Source organism: Aestuariivirga sp., assembly GCF_965227715.1.
Classification (GTDB): Bacteria; Pseudomonadota; Alphaproteobacteria; order Rhizobiales; family Aestuariivirgaceae; genus Aestuariivirga.
Window position 1 is genome coordinate 1,918,310 of the sequence record NZ_OZ245771.1, and the last position, 18,675, is coordinate 1,936,984.

General features: G+C 61.7%; 21 protein-coding genes. 10 read left to right on the forward strand and 11 right to left on the reverse strand.

What is annotated here, in order from left to right; genetic code table 11:
* The first annotated feature begins 20 nt into the window (after nt 1–20).
* The 6 genes from ACO06F_RS09055 (at nt 21) to ACO06F_RS09080 (ending at nt 5,229) form a co-directional block, all read left to right on the forward strand.
* Entirely contained in the window at nt 21–1,088 is a 1,068-nt protein-coding gene (locus ACO06F_RS09055) for a polyamine ABC transporter substrate-binding protein (protein WP_421696359.1), read from the forward strand.
* On the forward strand, nt 1,085–1,921 hold the full coding sequence (locus ACO06F_RS09060) for an ABC transporter permease (RefSeq protein ID WP_421696360.1): 837 nt from the start codon (nt 1,085–1,087) through the stop codon (nt 1,919–1,921). Before ACO06F_RS09055 ends, ACO06F_RS09060 begins: the two co-directional genes overlap by 4 nt.
* Nucleotides 1,921–2,694, forward strand: coding sequence for an ABC transporter permease (locus ACO06F_RS09065; protein WP_421696361.1), 774 nt, complete (start codon nt 1,921–1,923; stop codon nt 2,692–2,694). Before ACO06F_RS09060 ends, ACO06F_RS09065 begins: the two co-directional genes overlap by 1 nt.
* Nucleotides 2,691–3,695 (forward strand): ABC transporter ATP-binding protein, encoded by a 1,005-nt coding sequence (locus ACO06F_RS09070; protein ID WP_421696362.1) that lies wholly within the window; start codon nt 2,691–2,693, stop codon nt 3,693–3,695. The genes ACO06F_RS09065 and ACO06F_RS09070 overlap by 4 nt, the downstream gene beginning before the upstream one ends.
* 4 nt (nt 3,696–3,699) lie before the next feature.
* Nucleotides 3,700–4,446: an MBL fold metallo-hydrolase gene (locus ACO06F_RS09075; RefSeq protein ID WP_421696363.1), complete on the forward strand. Its 747-nt coding sequence runs from the start codon at nt 3,700–3,702 to the stop codon at nt 4,444–4,446.
* A gap of 72 nt (nt 4,447–4,518) precedes the next feature.
* Nucleotides 4,519–5,229: an urease accessory protein gene (locus ACO06F_RS09080; protein ID WP_421696364.1), complete on the forward strand. Its 711-nt coding sequence runs from the start codon at nt 4,519–4,521 to the stop codon at nt 5,227–5,229.
* Nucleotides 5,230–5,348: 119 nt separating this feature from the next.
* On the opposite strand, the gene ACO06F_RS09085 is transcribed toward ACO06F_RS09080, so the two are convergent.
* Complete coding sequence (locus ACO06F_RS09085) at nt 5,349–6,101, reverse strand: DJ-1/PfpI family protein (protein ID WP_421696365.1); 753 nt, start codon at nt 6,099–6,101, stop codon at nt 5,349–5,351.
* A 104-nt stretch (nt 6,102–6,205) separates the two neighbouring features.
* Here ACO06F_RS09085 and ACO06F_RS09090 point away from each other — a divergent pair, with 104 nt between their 5' ends.
* The 3 genes from ACO06F_RS09090 to ACO06F_RS09100 are packed head-to-tail and all read left to right on the forward strand — an operon-like array spanning nt 6,206 to nt 9,192.
* Nucleotides 6,206–7,054, forward strand: a complete 849-nt coding sequence (locus ACO06F_RS09090) for a sugar phosphate isomerase/epimerase family protein (protein WP_421696366.1) — start codon at nt 6,206–6,208, stop codon at nt 7,052–7,054.
* 1 nt (nt 7,055) lies between these two features.
* A complete protein-coding gene (locus ACO06F_RS09095) occupies nt 7,056–8,258 on the forward strand; it encodes a Tm-1-like ATP-binding domain-containing protein (protein ID WP_421696367.1) in 1,203 nt (400 codons plus the stop codon).
* 1 nt (nt 8,259) lies between these two features.
* Nucleotides 8,260–9,192, forward strand: a complete 933-nt coding sequence (locus tag ACO06F_RS09100) for an SRPBCC family protein (protein ID WP_421696368.1) — start codon at nt 8,260–8,262, stop codon at nt 9,190–9,192.
* A 12-nt stretch (nt 9,193–9,204) separates the two neighbouring features.
* On the opposite strand, the gene ACO06F_RS09105 is transcribed toward ACO06F_RS09100, so the two are convergent.
* The gene (locus ACO06F_RS09105; protein WP_421696369.1) at nt 9,205–9,534 is read right to left on the reverse strand and encodes an L-rhamnose mutarotase; all 330 of its coding nucleotides are present in this window, start codon (nt 9,532–9,534) and stop codon (nt 9,205–9,207) included.
* Nucleotides 9,535–9,608: 74 nt separating this feature from the next.
* On the opposite strand from ACO06F_RS09105, the gene ACO06F_RS09110 reads away from it, so the two are divergent.
* A complete protein-coding gene (locus ACO06F_RS09110) occupies nt 9,609–10,379 on the forward strand; it encodes an SDR family NAD(P)-dependent oxidoreductase (protein WP_421696370.1) in 771 nt (256 codons plus the stop codon).
* Between the two features lie 155 nt (nt 10,380–10,534).
* On the opposite strand, the gene ACO06F_RS09115 is transcribed toward ACO06F_RS09110, so the two are convergent.
* The 9 genes from ACO06F_RS09115 to ACO06F_RS09155 form a co-directional block, all read right to left on the reverse strand.
* Entirely contained in the window at nt 10,535–10,750 is a 216-nt protein-coding gene (locus tag ACO06F_RS09115) for a hypothetical protein (RefSeq protein ID WP_421696371.1), read from the reverse strand.
* A 53-nt stretch (nt 10,751–10,803) separates the two neighbouring features.
* Nucleotides 10,804–11,496, reverse strand: a complete 693-nt coding sequence (locus ACO06F_RS09120) for an SDR family NAD(P)-dependent oxidoreductase (protein WP_421696372.1) — start codon at nt 11,494–11,496, stop codon at nt 10,804–10,806.
* A complete protein-coding gene (locus tag ACO06F_RS09125; protein ID WP_421696373.1) occupies nt 11,493–12,437 on the reverse strand; it encodes a carbohydrate kinase family protein in 945 nt (314 codons plus the stop codon). Before ACO06F_RS09125 ends, ACO06F_RS09120 begins: the two co-directional genes overlap by 4 nt.
* Before the next feature lies 1 nt (nt 12,438).
* Nucleotides 12,439–12,879 (reverse strand): hypothetical protein, encoded by a 441-nt coding sequence (locus ACO06F_RS09130; protein WP_421696374.1) that lies wholly within the window; start codon nt 12,877–12,879, stop codon nt 12,439–12,441.
* On the reverse strand, nt 12,876–13,964 hold the full coding sequence (locus ACO06F_RS09135; protein WP_421696375.1) for an ABC transporter ATP-binding protein: 1,089 nt from the start codon (nt 13,962–13,964) through the stop codon (nt 12,876–12,878). Before ACO06F_RS09135 ends, ACO06F_RS09130 begins: the two co-directional genes overlap by 4 nt.
* A 1-nt stretch (nt 13,965) precedes the next feature.
* Entirely contained in the window at nt 13,966–14,910 is a 945-nt protein-coding gene (locus ACO06F_RS09140) for a carbohydrate ABC transporter permease (protein ID WP_421696376.1), read from the reverse strand.
* A gap of 4 nt (nt 14,911–14,914) precedes the next feature.
* Nucleotides 14,915–15,976 carry a carbohydrate ABC transporter permease gene (locus ACO06F_RS09145; RefSeq protein WP_421696377.1) on the reverse strand — a complete coding sequence of 354 codons (1,062 nt, stop codon included), beginning with the start codon at nt 15,974–15,976 and terminating at the stop codon, nt 14,915–14,917.
* A gap of 72 nt (nt 15,977–16,048) precedes the next feature.
* Nucleotides 16,049–17,479 (reverse strand): extracellular solute-binding protein, encoded by a 1,431-nt coding sequence (locus ACO06F_RS09150; RefSeq protein ID WP_421696378.1) that lies wholly within the window; start codon nt 17,477–17,479, stop codon nt 16,049–16,051.
* A gap of 47 nt (nt 17,480–17,526) precedes the next feature.
* A complete protein-coding gene (locus tag ACO06F_RS09155; protein ID WP_421696379.1) occupies nt 17,527–18,618 on the reverse strand; it encodes an ABC transporter ATP-binding protein in 1,092 nt (363 codons plus the stop codon).
* Between the last annotated feature and the right edge of the window lie 57 nt (nt 18,619–18,675).

Below are 18,675 nucleotides of genomic sequence, written 5' to 3' on the forward strand. Positions count from 1 at the left end.
CCTTCAGGGAGAAACGACACATGACCATCAACCGTCTCACGCGCCGTCTCTTCGGCGCCTCCATCGCGGCCCTCACAATTGCAGGTTCATACGCCGCCGCCTCCGCCGCGGATCTGAACGCGCTCGTCTGGTGCGACCACGCGGACCCGAACCTGTTGAAGCCCTTCGAGGATGCCACTGGCATCAAGGTGAATGTGAAGGAGTTCGAAGGCACCGGTGCCGGCCTCGCCATCGTCGAGCAGTCGCAGCCTGGCGACTGGGACGTGATGGTGATCGACACGGTGGACGTCCGCCGCGGCGTCGACCGCGGGCTGTTCGAACCGCTGCCGGATGACAAGCTGCCCGTTGCCGACATCTTCCCGGAAGTGCTGATGGACCAATACGCTAAGGTCGACGGCAAGCGCTACGGCATCACCGAGAAGTTCGGATACAACACCATCGGCTTCAACAAGGCCAAGGCCGATCCCGCCGATATGGACTCGCTCAGCGTGCTGACGAATAACAAATACAAGGGCCGGGTCGCGATCTATGATTATTACCTGCCGGTGATGGGCCTCGCCGCCATGTCGATCGGCAAGAAGACGTCCGAACTGACGGAGGCCGATCTTCCCGCCTTGAAAGAGGTGCTGCTGAAGATGAAGGCCAATGCCAAGGCCGTCACCGATGTGGTGGCAAGCCAAACCGCTCTGGCCACCGGCGAAGCGGATATTCTGGTGGGCGGTGGCGAATGGGTGACGGCCGGCATCGCCAAGGAAAACCCGGACCTCGCCTTCTCCATCCCCAAGGAAGGGGCCGTGCTGTGGTCGCAGTCACTCGCCATGTTCAGCCAGTCCAAGAACAAGGACGCGGCGCTGAAATTCATCCAGTACATCATGAGCCCGGAGGGCCAGGCGCGGCTCGCCACCTCATCCTGTTATTGGGGCATGCCGGCCAACAAGCAGGCTGCTCTCACCGATGACCAGAAGAAGATCCTGCGCTTTGACGAGCAGCCGGACTTCCTGAAGCGCGCCCAGGGCTATCCCGCGCCATCCGAAGAGCTTGACAAGAAAATGCAGGATCTGTGGACGGAAATGCTCCAGGCACAGTGAGCACGGCTTCCCAATCGCGTATCGGCTGGGCCAGCGTCACACCGGCATTGCTGTGGACGCTGGTCTTCTTCATCGTGCCATTCATTGCCATGGGCGTGATGAGCCTTTCGTCCAAGGACGGCACATGGAGCCTTGCCGCCTATGCGCAATTCTTCACCAACCCGAGCTATTGGCGCGCGCTGACCAATTCTCTGGAAGTGACGCTGATGGTCACCTTCTTCTCCGTCCTGCTGGCTTATCCCTTCGCCTGGATCCTCGCCTTCATGGTGCCGGACCGCTGGCAGCGGCTGGCCCTCATGCTGGCGGTGCTGCCCTTCTGGACCTCCTATGTGGTGCGCTCCTACTCCTGGCTTCTGGTGCTGGCGGAAAGGGGCGTGGTCAATTCCGCGCTCGTCAGCTCCGGCATCCTGTCAGCACCGGTGCAGATCGCCAATACACGCGCCGCGACGGTGATCGGCTTCGTGCATTTCTTCGTGATGCTCCTGACACTGACGATTTATGCGAATCTCAAGCAACTCTCCCCCAACTACCGCAAGGCCGCAACGGACCTGGGTGCCTCGGGCTTCCAGACCTTCATTCACGTGATCCTGCCCTTGACGCTTCCCGGAATCATGGTCGGCGCCTTCCTCACCTTCGTGCTGGCGATCGGCGACTACATCACGCCCCAGATTCTGGGCGGCAACAATGAGCTGCTCATGCCGCAGCTGATCATGATGCAGATCGGCCGGCGCGGGGACTTCGCCTCGGCCTCGGCCCTGTCCCTCATCCTCATGGCCGTCGTGACGCTCGCCTATCTCGCCTGCGCGCGCTGGCTGAAGATCGAGAGAGCCTGATGATCCGCCCGCTTGCCATCCTCTATGCCCTGCTGCTCTACGGCTTCATTTTCCTGCCTGTGGCGGTGCTGGTGCTGTTCTCCTTCCAGGGCACGCTGTTTCCCATTCCGCCGTTCAATGACCCAAGCCTGCGCTGGTATCAGGCGGTACTGAGTGACGCGCGGCTGACGTCGGGTCTTGTCAACTCCGTCGTCGTGGCACTCGTCACCTCCGCGCTTGCAACGCTGCTGGGATTCCTCTCGGCCTGGGGCTTTGCCAGGTTTCATCTCCCGGCCTCGGCAATCCTCCGTGGGCTGATTACCCTGCCCTTGACGGTGAGCTACCTCATCATCGGCATGGGCCTCCTGATCTTCTTCAACTGGATCGGGCTTCCGAAATCGCTGCTGGCCGCAGGGATCGGCCATGTGGTGATCAACCTGCCGCTCTGCTTTGCCATCATCTACAGCCAGATGGGGGAGCACCAGGCCAATATCGAGCGCGCCGCGCGGGACCTGGGCGCAGGTGAGATGAAGGTGCTACTGCTCATCACCGCGCCCATGATGTGGCCCGCTCTCTTCGCCAGCTTTTTCCTGTCCATGACCTTCTCCTGGGATGAGTTCGTCATCTCCTTCCTGCTCACGCGGTTTCAGACCACGCTCCCCGTTGAAATCTGGAACCTGCTGCGTGCGGGCCTCAACCCCAAGACCAATGCTGTGGGGGCGCTGGTCTTCGGCGTCTCCATCCTTCTCGCCATTATCTTCGAACTCGTTGCCTTCAGAAAGCGCCCGCAATGACGGCCCTTGTCGCCATCGAACATGTCTCCCACAGCTTCGGTGCAGCGCGCGTGCTGGACGATGTGTCCTTGAGCCTCGCACATGACAGTTACACCGTGCTGCTCGGACCCTCAGGCTCCGGCAAGACGACGATGCTGTCGATCCTCGGAGGGTTCATCGCGCCCCAGCAGGGCCGCGTGCTGATCAAGGGTGAGGACTGCACCGCCATGGCGCCCGCCAAGCGCCCGACGGCCACGGTGTTCCAGGACTATGCGCTGTTCCCGCACATGTCGATCGGCGCCAATGTGGGCTTCGGCCTGCGCATGATGGGCATGGCGCGGAGGGAGCGCGAGGCACAGGCCCGCGCCATGCTCGATGTCGTGGGTCTCTCAGCCTCCTTCGAAAGGAAGCCCCATCAGCTCTCCGGCGGCCAGCGCCAGCGGGTGGCGCTGGCGCGCGCCCTTGTGGTGCAGCCCGCCGTGCTGCTGCTTGATGAGCCTTTGGGCGCCCTCGATCTCAAGCTCCGCCGCCAGATGCAGGATGAGTTGAAGGCGATCCAGCGGCGCGTCGGCACGGCCTTCATCCATGTGACGCATGACCAGGAAGAGGCCATGGCACTGGCGGACCACATCGTGGTCATGAACCACGGCCGCATCGAGGATCAGGGCCCGCCCGAGCGCGTTTATGCCAGGCCGGCCACACGCTTCACCGCAACCTTCATGGGCGAGAGCACCATTGTTCCCGGCACGGCAGCCTATGGCATGATCGATACGCCCCTCGGCCGCTTCCCCGCAGGATTGGATGCGCGCCATGTGGCGATCCGCCCGGAACACGTCACCCTTGGCGGGCCCATTGCCGCCACGGTTCAGGACGTCGTCTATCAGGGAAGTTTCAAGCGGGTGACGGCGCAGGCGGGAGAGACTACCCTTCTCGCCAGGCTTCCCGCCGCAGCCGCCGTTTCCGTGGGCCAGCAGGTGATGCTGGCCATCGACCCCGCGCATGTGATCGTTCTGAAGGACTAGCAACATGGACCTCCGCATCGGCGCTGCAAACTGGTATGAGACGCTCCGCATGGGCGATGATGTAACGCTGATCCATGAGCCGTGGATCAAGCCGTTCTTCCGCTGCAACATCTGGCATGTGCGCGGGCGGGACCGCGATCTCCTGTTCGATTCGGGCCTCGGCCATTTCAGCCTCCGCGCCCATGTGCCGCTCGTTTCAGAGCGGGAACTCACATGCGTGGCGAGCCACACCCATTTCGACCACATCGGCTGCCACCATGAATTCGGCCTCTGCGCCGTGCACAGTGCCGAAGCGGAGATCCTCGCCGACCCCCGCAATCAATGGACGCTCGCTGACCGCTACGCGACGGATGATATGTTTGACCGCCTGCCAGAGGGGTGGGACGCCGCAAACTATCAGGTGCGCCCTGCGCAAGTCGGCCGCCGCCTTGAGCAGGCAGACGTGATCGACCTCGGCAACCGCGCCTTCGAAGTGGTGCATACGCCCGGCCACTCGCCTGGCGGCATCGGCCTGTTCGAGGCCAAGACCGGCATCTTCCTCTCAGGCGACATCGTCTATGACGGGCCGCTGATCGATGATGCCTATCATTCCGATGTGCCGGTTTACGTGGAGACGCTGGAGCGGCTACGGTCCCTCCCCGTCTCCATTATTCACGGCGGCCATTTCCCAAGCTTCGGCCCCACCCGCTACCGCCAATTGATCGGCGAATATCTCGCAGGCCACAGGAAGCCCGGCTGCCATCTGGCGTAGCCCAGCGCATTTCGTCGCATTGTGCCGCAAACAACCGGTGCGCACCGGCCTTGCACCGGCTATAAACCGGTGATGCTCACCTGGGTTTTCTTCGGTTTCCTGCTTGGCCTTCAGCACGCGCTGGAGGCCGATCATATTGCTACCGTCGCCTCCGTCGCCGCTGACAAGCGCGGCGTCAGCCGCATTGTGCGCCATGGTGCGCTGTGGGGCGTGGGCCACGCGCTGACGCTCGGCGCCTTCGGTGGCGCGGTCTATGCGCTGCAGCTGACGCTCAGTGAAAAGCTCGCCAGTGGGCTCGAGTTTGCCGTGGGTATCATGTTGGTGCTGCTGGGCGGGAGACTGATCTATGCGATCGCCAAGGCGCGGATCCATTTCCATATCCACCGCCACCGCACGGGTGAGGTGCATTTTCACGCCCACAGCCACGCGGGCGATGTGCCCGTTCATGCGCTGAGTGCCCATGCCCATAACCACCCGCAGGGCCAATGGGGCCGCAGCCTGGCCATCGGCATGATGCATGGCATGGCAGGCTCCGCCGCCCTCGTGGCCCTCACCGCTTCGAGCGCGCCGTCCCTTCCCATCGGCGTCACCTTCATGCTGGTCTTCGCAGCGGGCTCCATATTGGGAATGGCGATGTTCTCCGCGGTGATTGCGGTTCCGCTGTCCTGGACCGCCAACACACTCACCTGGGCGAGCCGCGCGTTGCAGGTTCTGGCCGGGGTGATTGCAGTGGGGATCGGCCTGCGGACCATCATCGAGACAGCGCCTGCGCTGTTCGGCTGATCATTTCGATCACCATCTCAACGAATCACAATGCCCGGGCTCGGGCCCCTGCTTTCGTGGTTCAAAAAAATGGCCGGGTCAAAGCCCGGCCATGACGAGAAGGTGGTGGTGCTCTTGGTTTACTTCACCAGCTGCTTCACCAGCTGTTCCACCAGGCGCGGCAGGTCATAGGGGAAGCGGGCGGTGATGAGGTTCCCATCAACCACCACGGGCTCGTCCAGCACGGTGGCGCCGGCGTTGGCGAGGTCCGGGTGAATGTTCCACACGGCCGTTGCCTTCTTGCCCTTGAGGATGCCGGCACTCACCATCACCCACTGGCCATGGCAGATTGCGCAGGTGGGCTTGCCGGAAGCCAGCATGTCCTGCACGAATTTCTGGGCATCCTTGTCAGCGCGCAGGAAGTCCGGGTTCCAGCAGCCGCCGGGAAACAGGCAGGCGTCGTAATCCGCGATCTTCGCGTCATCCATGTAGCAATCAATCGGCAGCCAGCCGGCATTTTCCATCAGGCGGATCGCCAGCACGTGGGTCTTGGTCAGCGGCGGAAAGCGCAGGCCGAGCGTGGGGTGAAACTCGCCAATGCGCGGGGCCACCACATGCACGGTTGCGCCATGCTCCGTGAGCCACTTCATGGCGCCGACGATTTCCACCTCTTCCACGCCATTCGAGCAGCAGATGGCGATCTTCTTGCCCTTGAGGAGGTCAGGATCAGACGGCGGGTCAAACAGGAAATGGTGAAGCTCGCGATTCAATTCGCCATCGGCGGAAACCAGAAGTTCGGTCGAGATCGACGGCACGGGTGACGGCGTCATGAAGACTTGCGCCCTCAGCAATGCGGCGTTGGTGGCGGATGCGGGATCGTGCGGGCTGTTCATGAAAAGGGTCCTCCCGGGGTTTTGGAATGAGAGGCGTATATCAGGAATTGACAACACACGCGAGACGGTTTGTGCTGCGCGGCGTTCAAGGGAGGGCAATCTGAATGAAGCTTGGTTTCAATCTTCTGCTGTGGACGCCGCACGTCACGCGCGAACATGAACCCGTTCTCCGCGCCCTGAAGAAGACGGGCTATGACGGCGTCGAAATTCCCATGTTCGAAGGAGACTCGGATCACTATGCCAGGCTCGGTGCGCTTCTGGATGAGATCGGGCTTGAGCGCACGGTGGTGAGTGTCATCGGACCTCAGGGAAAGAACCCGCTCTCTTCCGACAAGGCCCATCAAAAGGCCGCATTGGACTATGCAAAGTGGACGATTGATTGCTCCGCCGCCCTGGGCGCCCCCATTCTTGGGGGGCCCATGCATTCGGAGCTGGGTTTCTTCACCGGCGGGCCAGCGACGGCAGCGGAGCGGAAGCGCGCTCTCTCCTTCCACAAGCGGGCTGGCGACCATGCGGGCAAGAAGGGCGTCACCTTCGCGCTTGAAGCCTTGAACCGCTTTGAATGCTATTTCCTGAATACGATGCAGCAGCTCAACGATTATCTCGATGAGGTGGACCACCCGCATGTTCAGGGCATGTATGACACGTTCCATTCCAACATCGAGGAGAAGGACCCGGTCGCGGCGGTCAAAACCATCCGCCCGCATATGGTGCATGTCCATATTTCCGAGAATGATCGCGGTACGCCGGGCAAGGGACATGTGCCCTGGACCGAGACCTACAAGGCGCTGAAGAAATCCAAATATGATGGCTGGCTGACGATTGAGGCCTTTGGCCGCGCGCTTCCCGCGCTTGCCGCCGCAACCCGCGTGTGGCGGGATTTCGCGCCGAACCCGGAAGAGGTTTACAAGCTTGGCTTCCGCCACATGAAGCAAGGCTGGGCGAAGGCGTGACGTGAAGCGCGTCTACGTCATCGGCACCTGTGATACGAAGGAGGCGGAACTGCGCTACGCCGTGGAGCGGGTGCAGGCCGCGGGAGCCCCGGCCTTGCTTGTCGATATTTCGACGGCATCAAGCACGGCAGCGGCAGACGTGACGCCGGAGATGGTGGCGCGCCACCACCCCCGCGGAGCGGATGCCGTGCTGGGCCATGCGGACCGCGGCCGCGCGGTGACGGCCATGGCGGAGGCTCTCACCCAGTTCCTGCTCTCGCGCGATGACATCGGCGCGGTGCTGGGGCTGGGCGGCGGCGGCAACACCTCGATGGTGACGCAAGCGATGCGGGCATTGCCCATCGGCGTGCCAAAGCTGATGGTCTCCACCATGGCATCGGGCCATGTGGCGCCCTATGTGGGGCCGACCGACATCATGATGATGCATGCCGTGGCGGATGTTGCGGGCCTCAACGCCATCACCCGCACGGTGATCGGCAATGCGGCCCATGCCGCGACCGGCATGGCCGTCAATGCCGTGCCCTCTTCCGGCGAGACACGGCGCGCCGTGGGCCTCACCATGTTTGGGGTGACGACAGCCGCGATCACCCAGATCCGCCAGCTGATCGAGGGCGATTGCGAATGCTTCGTCTTCCATGCCACCGGCACGGGCGGGCAATGCCTGGAGAAGCTGATCGATTCAGGGCTTATCACCGCAGCACTCGACATCACCACGACGGAGGTGGCGGACCATCTGTTCGGCGGCGTTCTGCCGTGTACGGAGGATCGCTTCGGCGCCGTGAACCGCCGCCGCATTCCCTGGGTGGGATCGGTGGGCGCTGTAGACATGGTGAATTTCGGCGGGCGTGAGACGGTGCCGGAGGTCTATTCCACGCGAAACCTCTACATCCACAACCCGCAGGTGACGCTGATGCGCACGACGCCTGAGGAGAACGAAGCCATCGGGCGCTGGATCATGGCGAGGGTGAACCGCATGGAGGGGCCGGTGCGATTCCTGCTGCCGCTCCGGGGCATTTCCGCCATTGATCAAGCCGGAAAGCCTTTTCACGATCCGCAGGCGGATCATGCACTTTTCGATGCCATTCGCGCAGCATGGGTTTCAGCCCCCAACCGCAAGCTCATCGAAGTTGATGCCCATATCAATGACAAGGCCTTCGCCGAGGCCAGCGTTCACGCCTTCCGAGACATTACGAGAGGAAAATAGAATGGCCCGCGCCTATGCATCGATCATCCTGAAAGCGCCCGTCGAGACAGTCTGGAGCATCGTGCGGGATTTCAACGGTCTTCCCAACTGGGCCGCAGGCGTTGCCAGATCCAAGATCGAGGGCGGGTTGGACGCAGATGTGGTGGGTTGCGTGCGCTCCTTCCACCTCACCAATGGCGCCCATGTGCGCGAGCGGCTTTTGATGCTGGACGATGCAAATTACCGCTTCACCTATAATTTCGAGACGCCGGCCTTTCCGGTGAAGAATTACCAGGCCACTCTGCGCCTCTACCCCGTCACGCACACGGACCAGACCTTCGCCGAATGGGAAGCCACATTCGACGAAGCGCCGGAGGATGAGGGGAAGTTCGTGAAGATCGTCTCCAAGGATGTCTTTGCCAACAACTTCAAGTCCCTGGCCGCATTGCTGGCGCGGACGAAGCCCGGGCCGCCCGCGGGGGCCGTGCGCTGGAAGGGCTATCAGCCCAACAAGGTGTGGACGTCCCGCGTCATCAAGGGGCCTGTTGACGAGGTGTGGAAGGTGATGCGGGATTTTGCCGGCATGGGCGGCTGGCATGAAGAGATCACCAAGATGCACATGCTGAAACGCCAGCGCTCCGACAAGGTGGGCGGCATTCGCGATTTCTATTTCGGCGAAGGCCACCTGAACGAGGAACTCCTCCACCTCTGCGACCTGACGCGCAGCTTCTCCTACCGCATCACCAAATGCGAAATCCCGTGGATGAACTATGTCTCCGGCCCTCGCCTGTGGCCGGTGACCGCGGACAACACCACATTCGGCGTGTGGACCGGCGACTGGGTCGCGAGCCCGCAGGACGACGTGGTGCTGATCCCGCGCACCGAGCAAAATGTCTATCAGCGCGCCTTTGCGACGCTGGAGCGGAGTTATTTCGGGACGTCCAGAAAGAAGTGATCTGAAGTCCCTTCAGTCCGTGTGGAACACATCCTCCATCTCCGCCCACCATTCGCCCTCTTTCCGGGTCTCAAACGGGATCTGCATGGGGTCGGTGATGGTCCACCACTCCTTCATGCGCGGCGCATCCGCCATCTTCTTCATGTCGGCGTCGAAATCATCACCGTGATACTCCCAATAGGCGAAGAGGAAATTCTCCGGCTCCTTGAGGAAGATCGTGTAGTTCTGGATGTTCGAGTCGCGGATGGCTTTCAGCACCTCGGGCCAGACGGCGGCGTGGATGCGTTTGTATTCCGGAATGATCTCCGGCCGGAGCTTGATCACTCGTCCCATTCTCTGCATGGCGCGGCACCTCCCAATGCCATTGACCGATTGTGTGCACGCGGCAAAGATTGCCGGAAACGGGAGAAGAGACAATGGGCGAGTGGACGAAAAGATTCTCACTGAAGGGAAAGCGCGCGCTGGTCACGGGGGCAACCAAGGGCATCGGCCTCGAGGCCTGCAAGGTGCTGGCTGATGCGGGGGCGGATATTGCAGCGGTGGGGCGGGACCATCAGGGACTGGCCGAGGTGAAGGACGCCGTCGAAAAGGCGGGCCGGCGCTGCGTGGCCATCGCCGCGGACATGGCAACAGTTGATGGCCCCGTGAAGGCTGCAGACGATGCGCTCGCCTATTTCGGCACCATCGACATTCTGGTGAACAATGCAGGTGTCGCCCTGATCGACCCCTTGCTGGAGGCCAGTGTGGCGGACTGGGACGCCACAATGGCCGTGAATTTGCGCGCACCCTTCCTGATGGCGCGCGAAGTGGCCCCGGCGATGATCCGCCAGAAGGCGGGCAAGATCATCAACATCTCATCCCAGGCCGGTGTGGTGGCGCTGGAAGGCCATGGCGCCTATTGCGCCTCCAAGGGCGGCCTCAACATGCTGACCAAGGTGATGACGGTGGAGTGGGCCCGGCACAATATTCAAATCAACACGATCTGCCCCACGGTCATTCTCACCCCTATGGGCGAGCAGGTCTGGGGCCAGCCGGCAAAGGGCGATCCGATGAAGGCGAAGATCCCCGGCGGACGTTTCGGCAAGCCGGTTGAGGTGGCGGACGCGATCCTGTTCCTCGCCTCCTCTGCTTCGGACATGATCTGCGGCCACGATCTGGTGATCGACGGGGGCTATACGGCGATATGAGGTTGCGTTCGGCGGTCTTTACGGGACCAGGCGCGTGACCATGCCGGGGAGGCCGGGCGTGGCCGCGATGCCGAAGAGAGCCCTTATCCGCAATCCCTGCTTGGCTAGCCCCTGATAGTCGCCCCGCAAGGGGAGGTGGCCTTAAGAGGCCCGCTTCAGGAAGGCTTGTTGTTGGTCCGCTCGGCGTCAGCACCATCTTGGTTCTCGATGAGCTGGCGCTGGTCGTCATCCCAGACGAGGGTTTCATCCCCGTCATTGCGGGATCCCGGCGTCTTGCCTGGTTTTTGAGCAAGTTCGCGGTCGCCCATGCGGCCTCTCTCGATTTCCTGCTCAAGCAGCTCGTCGTTGATGGTCTTGCGGTTCTCAGCCATGGCGGCCTCCTTTGTCGGGAGGGCAATGCAGGGCCTTGGCGTGAGTTCCCCGATTAATAGGTGGCGCGGCCGCCTGAGACGTCGAAGACGGCGCCGGTCGAGAAGGAACATTCTTCGCTCGCCAGCCAGCAGACCAGGTTCGAGACCTCATCCACCTTGCCGAGCCGCCCCATGGGAATCTTGGACAGCATGAAGTCAATGTGGCTTTGCGGCAGCTGATCGAAGATGGGGGTGCGCACCGCAGCGGGGGTGACGCTATTGACGGTGATGCCGGTTTTGGCCAGCTCCTTGGCAAGCGACTTGGTGAAGCCGATCACCGCCGCTTTCGATGCCGAATAGGCGGAGGCATTGGGGTTCCCCTCCTTGCCGGCGATCGAGGCGATGTTGACGATGCGGCCGTAATTCTGCGCCACCATATGGGGGACGACGGCGCGGTTGGTGAAGAAGGTGCCGTTCAGATTGATGGCGATGGTGCGGTGCCAATCTTCCATCTTCACGTCCAGCACCGTTGCGGTGGGGCCGGCGATGCCCGCACTGTTCACCAGAATGTCGATGCCGCCCAGCTGCTTCACGGTTTCGGCCGCGGCGGCCTGCACCGAATCCCAATCTGAAATATCGGTCTTGATGCCGCCCTGCATGTCCCACACGGCAACCTTGCCGCCCTCGGCTTCGATGCGCTTGGCGACGGCTTCGCCAATTCCTGACAATCCGCCGGTGACGACGGCCCGCTTTCCTTCAAATCTCATGGCTTGATCTTCCAGTGTTTCATTTTTTCGAGTGTATCGGCAAAAGAGACGATCCCTGCGTCCGAGCCCAGCCCCGTGGCCACGAGGCCCGCAGAGGCCTGAGCAAAGCGCAGAGACGTTTCCGGATCCAGCTTGTGATGAAGAGCGGCGATGAAGCCTGCATCGAAGGCATCGCCGCAGCCGGTGGTATCGACCACCGCAATATCATATGCAGGAGATTTAATGCGTGTGCCATTGGCATGGGCATAGAAGGCGCCCTCGCTCCCCAGCGTGAACACGCAGCAGGCGGCACCACGGTCCAGATAGAACTTGGCGCAGTCTTCCGGGGTGGACTGGCCGGACATGTCCTTTGCCTCTTCGATGGAGGGCATGAAAAAATCGATCATGGGCAGCAGCGGCTCCACGATGCCGGCGGTTTGGGCACTGGCTGCAATCAAATCGAAGGTAACGAGACAGCCGCGGGCTTTCGCTTCCTTCAGCAAGGTGACGGAGGCCGGGCCATCGAGCTTCTTCAACAGGCCCGTTCCGCCCAAATGGACGATAGGTGCATCGAAGACCTGATCATAGGCGGACGCCGGCACATCGAAATGGTCTGACGCACCGCGCACATGAAGCGCTGGCCGCTCTCCATTGGGCCTGACATTGAGAATGGTGGCGGAGGTGGGCACTCCTTTGAGCCGCTGCATGGCGGAGGTGTCAACCCCATGCTTCGCCAGCGTCATCAGCACCCAGTCTGCCTTCTCATCATCCCCCACCGCCCCGACGGCGAGGCTCTTGAGGCCGAGCTTCGCCGTATCGACCACCGTGCCGCCGGCGGTGCCGGCAACCGTCAGGCGGATCTCCTCGATGAAATCCACATTGCCACGATCGGGAATGCGGGTGACGGGCCGGCCCAGCACATCGAGGATGTAAAGGCCGATCACCGAAACATCATAGCGCATGTCAGCCGCGGGCCTTGCTCATCGCCGTGATGATGAGGGCGAGAATGGCGGCGGCGGCGGCAATGCCCCAGACCAGCGGCTGGCGCCAGAAGGGCGGCGTTGCCAGCTGCGCCTTGCCGGCGAGCGTGTTCGGGTCCGGCGGTTTGAGGAAGAAGGCGCCATAAAGATGCGCAGCGCCGATCGAGATCAATAGGACGATCAGGAAGATCATGGCCACGACCATGGCCACCGTGATGACGCTCCGCACCTTGACGCCAGGCTGAGCCATGGGCAGCAGATTGTTGATGAGGCCCGCAATCACCACCAGCACGCTGCCAAAGGCGAAAAGCTGAAGGCTGAAGGGCTGGAAGATCAGCAGCAGCGCGAAAATGCCGAGCCCGATGATGAAGAATTCCAGCTTGAGCGCTTGAGGCCTGGTCATGCCCTGGTTCTCACTGCTCATTGGCGCACCGCCCTGCCGTTTTCCCCGAAGAAATGCGTCTGCCGCGGATCGGGGCGCAGATGCAGCGCCTCGCCCACCTTCACGCGCTTTTCGCGCGGCACCACCACGCGGATTTCGCCGCCCGAAGCCATGCGCGCATGGATCAGCGTTTCAGCACCCATGGGTTCGATCAGCTCGGCCTGGGCGGAAATCGTATCGCCCGACTTCTCGTCCACGGCGGCGAAGGCGCGCGGCCTGATTCCCACCGTAACCTTGGGCGAGGAGAGGCGCGACACGGCAGCATCGGCCGCGATGTTCAAGGGCTGGCCTGCAAGTGCGATCGAGGCCGTGCCGCTGTCGAAGCCTTTAAGGTCCGCCTCCACCAGATTCATTTGCGGGGTGCCGATGAAGCTGGCCACGAAAACATTGGCGGGCTTGGCGAACACCTCATGCGGCGTTCCCACCTGCTCGATCACCCCATCCTTCATGATGGCGATGCGGCTTGCCATGGTGAGGGCTTCGAGCTGGTCGTGCGTGACAATGACGGTTGCCTTGGAAAGCCCCGTCAGAACTTCCTTGATCTGGCCGCGCATCGAATGGCGGAGCTCCACATCGAGCCTTGAGAGCGGCTCGTCGAAGAGGAAGCAATTGGGATCGCGCACGATGGCGCGGGCCACGGCCAGGCGCTGCTTCTCGCCCTCCGAAATCTGGTTCGGCATACGGTCCAGCACCGTTTCGAGGTGCATGATCTTCGCCACTTTGAGGACGCGGGCATCGGTCTCCGCCTTGGACAGATTCTCATAGTGGAGCGGCATGGCAATATTCTGCCCCACCGTGAGTGCCGGGTAGAGCGCGTAGAACTGGAACACCATGGCGATGTCGCGCTTCTGCGGAGGCAGCTCATTCATGCGCTGGCCCGCGATGATCACGTCTCCGCTCGTGGCGCGCTCAAGGCCCGCAATCATGCGAAGCGTCGTGGTCTTGCCGCAGCCTGATGGGCCAAGAAGGCAAACAACCTCGCCCGCCTCGACCTTCAGGTCAGCATCCTTCACCGCCGTGAAGGCGCCGAACTGCTTGGTGACTTTGCGAATTTCAATGGTCGACATGTCAGCGCTTCACCGTGCCGAAGGTTACGCCACGCAGCAGATGATCCTGCAGGAAGAAGGTGACGAGGAAGACGGGGATCAGGAACAGGGTTTCGATCGCTGCCAGCAGCGTCCAGTCCGTGCCGCGGCCGCCGGATGAGACGGCCTGGTTCATGGCCACCGGCACGGTGCGCGTGTCAGGACCTGAGAGCAGCAGCGCGAAGAGGAATTCATTCCAGGTGAGGATGAGGCCGAAGACGAAGGTTGCGGCAAGGCCTGCCACCACCTGTGGCAGCGCGATCTTGAAGAAGACTTTGACATCGGATGATCCGTCGATGCGCGCGGCGTCTTCAACGTCAAGCGACAACTCGTCGAAGAAGCTCTTCATCATCCAGATGGTGAAGGCCAAATTGAAGGCGGTGTAGAGCAAGATGATGCCCGTGTAGGAACCCGACAGCCCCACCACCCGGAACATCAGGATCACCGGAATGATGACGACGATCGCTGGCAGCATGCGCGTGGTCAGTATGATGAAGAGATAGGTATCATTGCCTTTGAGCGGATAGCGCGAGAAGCCGAAGGCCGCGAGGGTTCCGATCACCAGTGCCAGCAGCACGGAGGACGATGCAATCACGATGGAATTGAAGAAATAGCGGTCGAAGCCGGTGTTCTCAGGTGCGCCGCCTGTCGTCATCGAGCGCTGGAACACGGAGCCGAAATTCTCCAGCGTGGGCGTGAACACGAACTGGTCCGGGATCAGCCCGAAGAAAGACGTGGGCGACAGCGTGGGCGGAACGGAAAGAGCCGCATCCTGTGGTTTGAAGGCGGTGAAGATGATGAACAGCACCGGCAGGAAATAGATGAGTGACACGAAGGCGACGAACAACGTGCGGCCCCAGCCGGCCTCGCCCACGCCGCTCGCCTTGCGGAAGCCCAGGGCTTCCCAGATGGATACATTCTCGGCCATGGCGTCAGGCTCCCTGGCTGCGGCGGTTGGCGATATAGAGATAGAGGTTGGTCAGCACGATCACCATGAACAGCATCAGGTAAGAGATGGCTGCACCTTCCGACGTCTTGTTCTGCTCATTGGCGATGCGGATCAGATGGTAGGAAATGGTCATCGTGTCATTGCCGCCCTTGGTGAGCAGGATGACGAGATCCGCCAATTTGAAGGCCTCGATGGTGCGGAACAGCAGCGCCAGCATCAGGAGGCCGCGGATATAGGGGAAGGTAATGGTCCAGAACTGCCGCCATTTGGATACGCGATCGATGGCAGCCGCCTCATAGAGATATTTGGGAACCGAGACGAGGCCCGCGAGCACGAGCAACATGACGAAGGGTGACCACATCCAGGCATCCGCAAAGACGATGCCGGTGACGGCCCCCACCTTGGAGCTCATCAGAATGAACTGCCCGCCCGTGATGGAATTCACCACATAGCTGAGGATGCCGAAGGTCGGGTCATAATAATAGGTGAAGAACACGCCCGACGCCACGACCGAGAGCATCATTGGCGTCAGCACCAGAATGAGCAGGTATTTGCGCAAGGGGAACTGCTTGGCAAACAGCATGGCCAAGAGGAAGCCCACGATCATCTGCGCCGTCACCGTCAGCACCACGAACATGCCGGTGTTGATGAGGGCCGCCCAATTGGCGGGCGCTGCGATATCGTTGGTGAGCACCTTCACATAATTGGCAAGCCCCACGAAGCGGATCGATTGCTGGTTCGACTGATAGGCGAAGAAGGAAAGCCCCAGCGACCACAGCAGCGGGAAGATGTTCATGACGAAGAGAACGGCAATCGCCGGCGCAACCAGCAGCCCGCCATAATATTTGCGGCGGTAGGCATTAACGGTGAAGGCGGCGGCCACAAGTGCTGCCATGGCGCCCACGATCCAGAAGGACACCGATGCAGGAAACGCCAGGGCGGCCAGCACCGAAACAGCCAGCGCCAGGATGATCGCCAGCTTCCAGTTATCCGGTGACGCCCGAAACAGGGCTGGCGGCGGTGCAGTGGCAGTCGTGGAGGTCATCGGCACAGGATTCCGCAACAAAGAAGAAAAGAAAGGGTGCGGGGACATGTCCCCGCACCCGGGTGAGGCGTCTTACTGGATCAGGCCGGCATTCTTCAGGAGGTCTTCCTGGAACTTGGCGATGTTATCCAGCGTGGTCTTGGCGTCCTGCTTGCCGGTGATGGCAAGGTCGAACTGGTCCTGCTGCTGCGTCAGGAGCTCGAAGAACTGCGGCACGTGCCACACGTCCTTCTGCCAGTCGAGCTGCGGGGCCCAGGCCCGGTTCCACGGACGGTAGGTCACATACTTCGGATCTTCATAGACCGACTTCACAGCCGACTGGCCGCCAGAGGCCGCGAACTGGTGCTGGATGTCGTCAGACAGCCACCACTTCACGAACTCAACGGCTTCCTTGGTCTGCTCAGGCGTCGTCCAGGTGGTCAGCACGAAGGGCTGGCCGCCGATGTTGGACCACTTCACGTTCTTGCCGTCCACCATGGTGCCGGGCATCTGGCCGAAGACCAGCTTGTCCGCAACCTTGGAGGACTTCGGATCGAGCGAGGCTTCGCCCAGGCCGATCCAGTCGATGTTCATCGCGACCTTGCCTTCGCGGAACAGCTCGTCAGACTTGAAGATGTCCATGGTGCCGGTCTTGGCGACGGGCGGCATGTATTCGATCAGGCTGAGATACTTCTCAAGCGCCGCGACGGCCTGGGGAGAGTTCACGACACCTTCGGCATGGCCGTTGGGCGCCTTGGTTTCATCCCAGATGTCGCCGCCCATCTGCCAGATCAGGCCGTTGATCTGCATGGACGAGAAGTCGTAGCCTTTGCCGGCCTGGAAGGCGATTCCGTAGAAATCATCCTCGGCAGGCTGGCCGGCGAGCATTTCGCCCTTCTTCCTGCGGAAGAATTCGCCGACGTTCTTGAAGTCGTCCCAGGTCATGGCGTCGATTTCTTCGCCGGTGCAGGGAAGCTTCTTGTTGTATTTGGCCTGGAAGTTCTTCTGCTCATCCTCGTTGCACAGAATGTCCTTGCGGCCATAGGTGACGAGAACGTCCGGGAACTGCGGGAAGCCGTAGTAGTTTTCAGACTTGTAGGGATAGGTCGAATAGGCGGCGAGCGGTGCGGGGTGCACGCTCATCAGCGTCTTCTTGAATTCCGGGTCGGCATCCAGGAGATCGTTGATCTTCCGGTAATAGCCGCCCTCGACGAAGGCGCCGAGCCACTGCGAGTCCGACACGATGAAGTTATACTTCTGCTCGCCGGATGTGAGCGAGGCGTTGACGCGCGTATAGAAGTCAGGCCACGGAATGAAGTCGACGTCGAGCTTCACGGTGTTGCCGGACTTCGGCTTGTACTGCTCGTCGAAGAACTTCTTCATGATGCGGGTGGGCGGCCAGTCCGGCACCGCCATCGTCAGCGTCACGTCTTCCGCCGAGGCGATTGTCGCCCCGCCGGTCATCAAGGTTGCAGCGAGGCTTGCGGCCGCCGCGAACCCTTTCATTTTCGTCATAACGGTCATGTCAGGTTTCCTCCCATGGTTAACCGTATTGCTTCAGGCCAAAAGCGTCAGGTCATTACCTGTCCGTTTGCGGCGCGGAAGATGTGGATTTTGCTTATGTCGAACGTGATCGGAACGTCGTCTCCGGGCTTCAGCCCCGCGGCACTCTGCTCAGGCAGAACCATGCGGAGCGTTTCCCCGCCCACATCGACCGAGACGACGGTCACGTCGCCCAGCGGCTCGATCAGGTGGACGCGGGAAGGAACGGCGGCTTCACCCTGACGGGCGGGCCGCAAATCACTGGGTCTGATGCCGACGAATGCAGCCTCTCCGGCGCCGCCCGTCACCACCTTGCGCGCCGCGGCGAGCCGGCCCAGCGGCGTATCGAGGCTCGAGAGATCGGCGCCAAGCGTGGCCTTCACCATGTTCATGTGAGGCGAGCCGATCTTGCCCGCCACATAAGTATCAACTGGCTGCTCATAAAGCTCATCGGGGGTGCCGCGCTGCACGACCGCGCCATTGCGCATCACCGCGATCTCTTCGCCCATGGACAGCGCCTCGAGCTCATCCGGCGTGGCATAGACGATTGTCATGCCGAATTGGCGGTGCAGGCGCTTCAACTCCGCCCGCATGTCATGCCGGAGCTTGGCATCGAGATTGGTGAGCGGCTCATCGAGAAGCAGGATCTTGGGGCGGCGAATCAGGGAGCGGCCCAGGGCCACGCGCTGCTGCTCGCCGCCGGACAGCGTGCTGGGCTTACGCTCCAGACGGTGCGAGAGCTTGAGCATCGCCGCGGTTTCCTTCACGCGGGCGTCGATTTCCTCGCGGCCAACCTTCTCCTCGCGGAGAGGGTAGGCAAAATTCTCATAAACAGTGAGGTGCGGATAGAGCGCGAAGGACTGAAACACCATGGAAACGCCGCGGCCCGCAATGGGTGCCGTCGTCATGTCCCGGCCATTGATTTCGAGACGTCCGGAATCGGTGGCGACGAGGCCTGCAATTGTGCGCAGCGTCGTCGTCTTGCCGACGGCGCTGGGCCCGAACAAAACGAAGAAGCGCCCTTCGGCGACATCGAAGGAGAGATTGTCCAGCGCGCGCACTTTCCCGTAGGATTTCGAGATCCCTGAGAGACGCAATGCCGGCACGTTGCTTCCTGCCATTCCCATTCCCTGTTTCTGCGGGCCCTTCAGGGCTCTTGCTTGGCGGGGAGACTAACC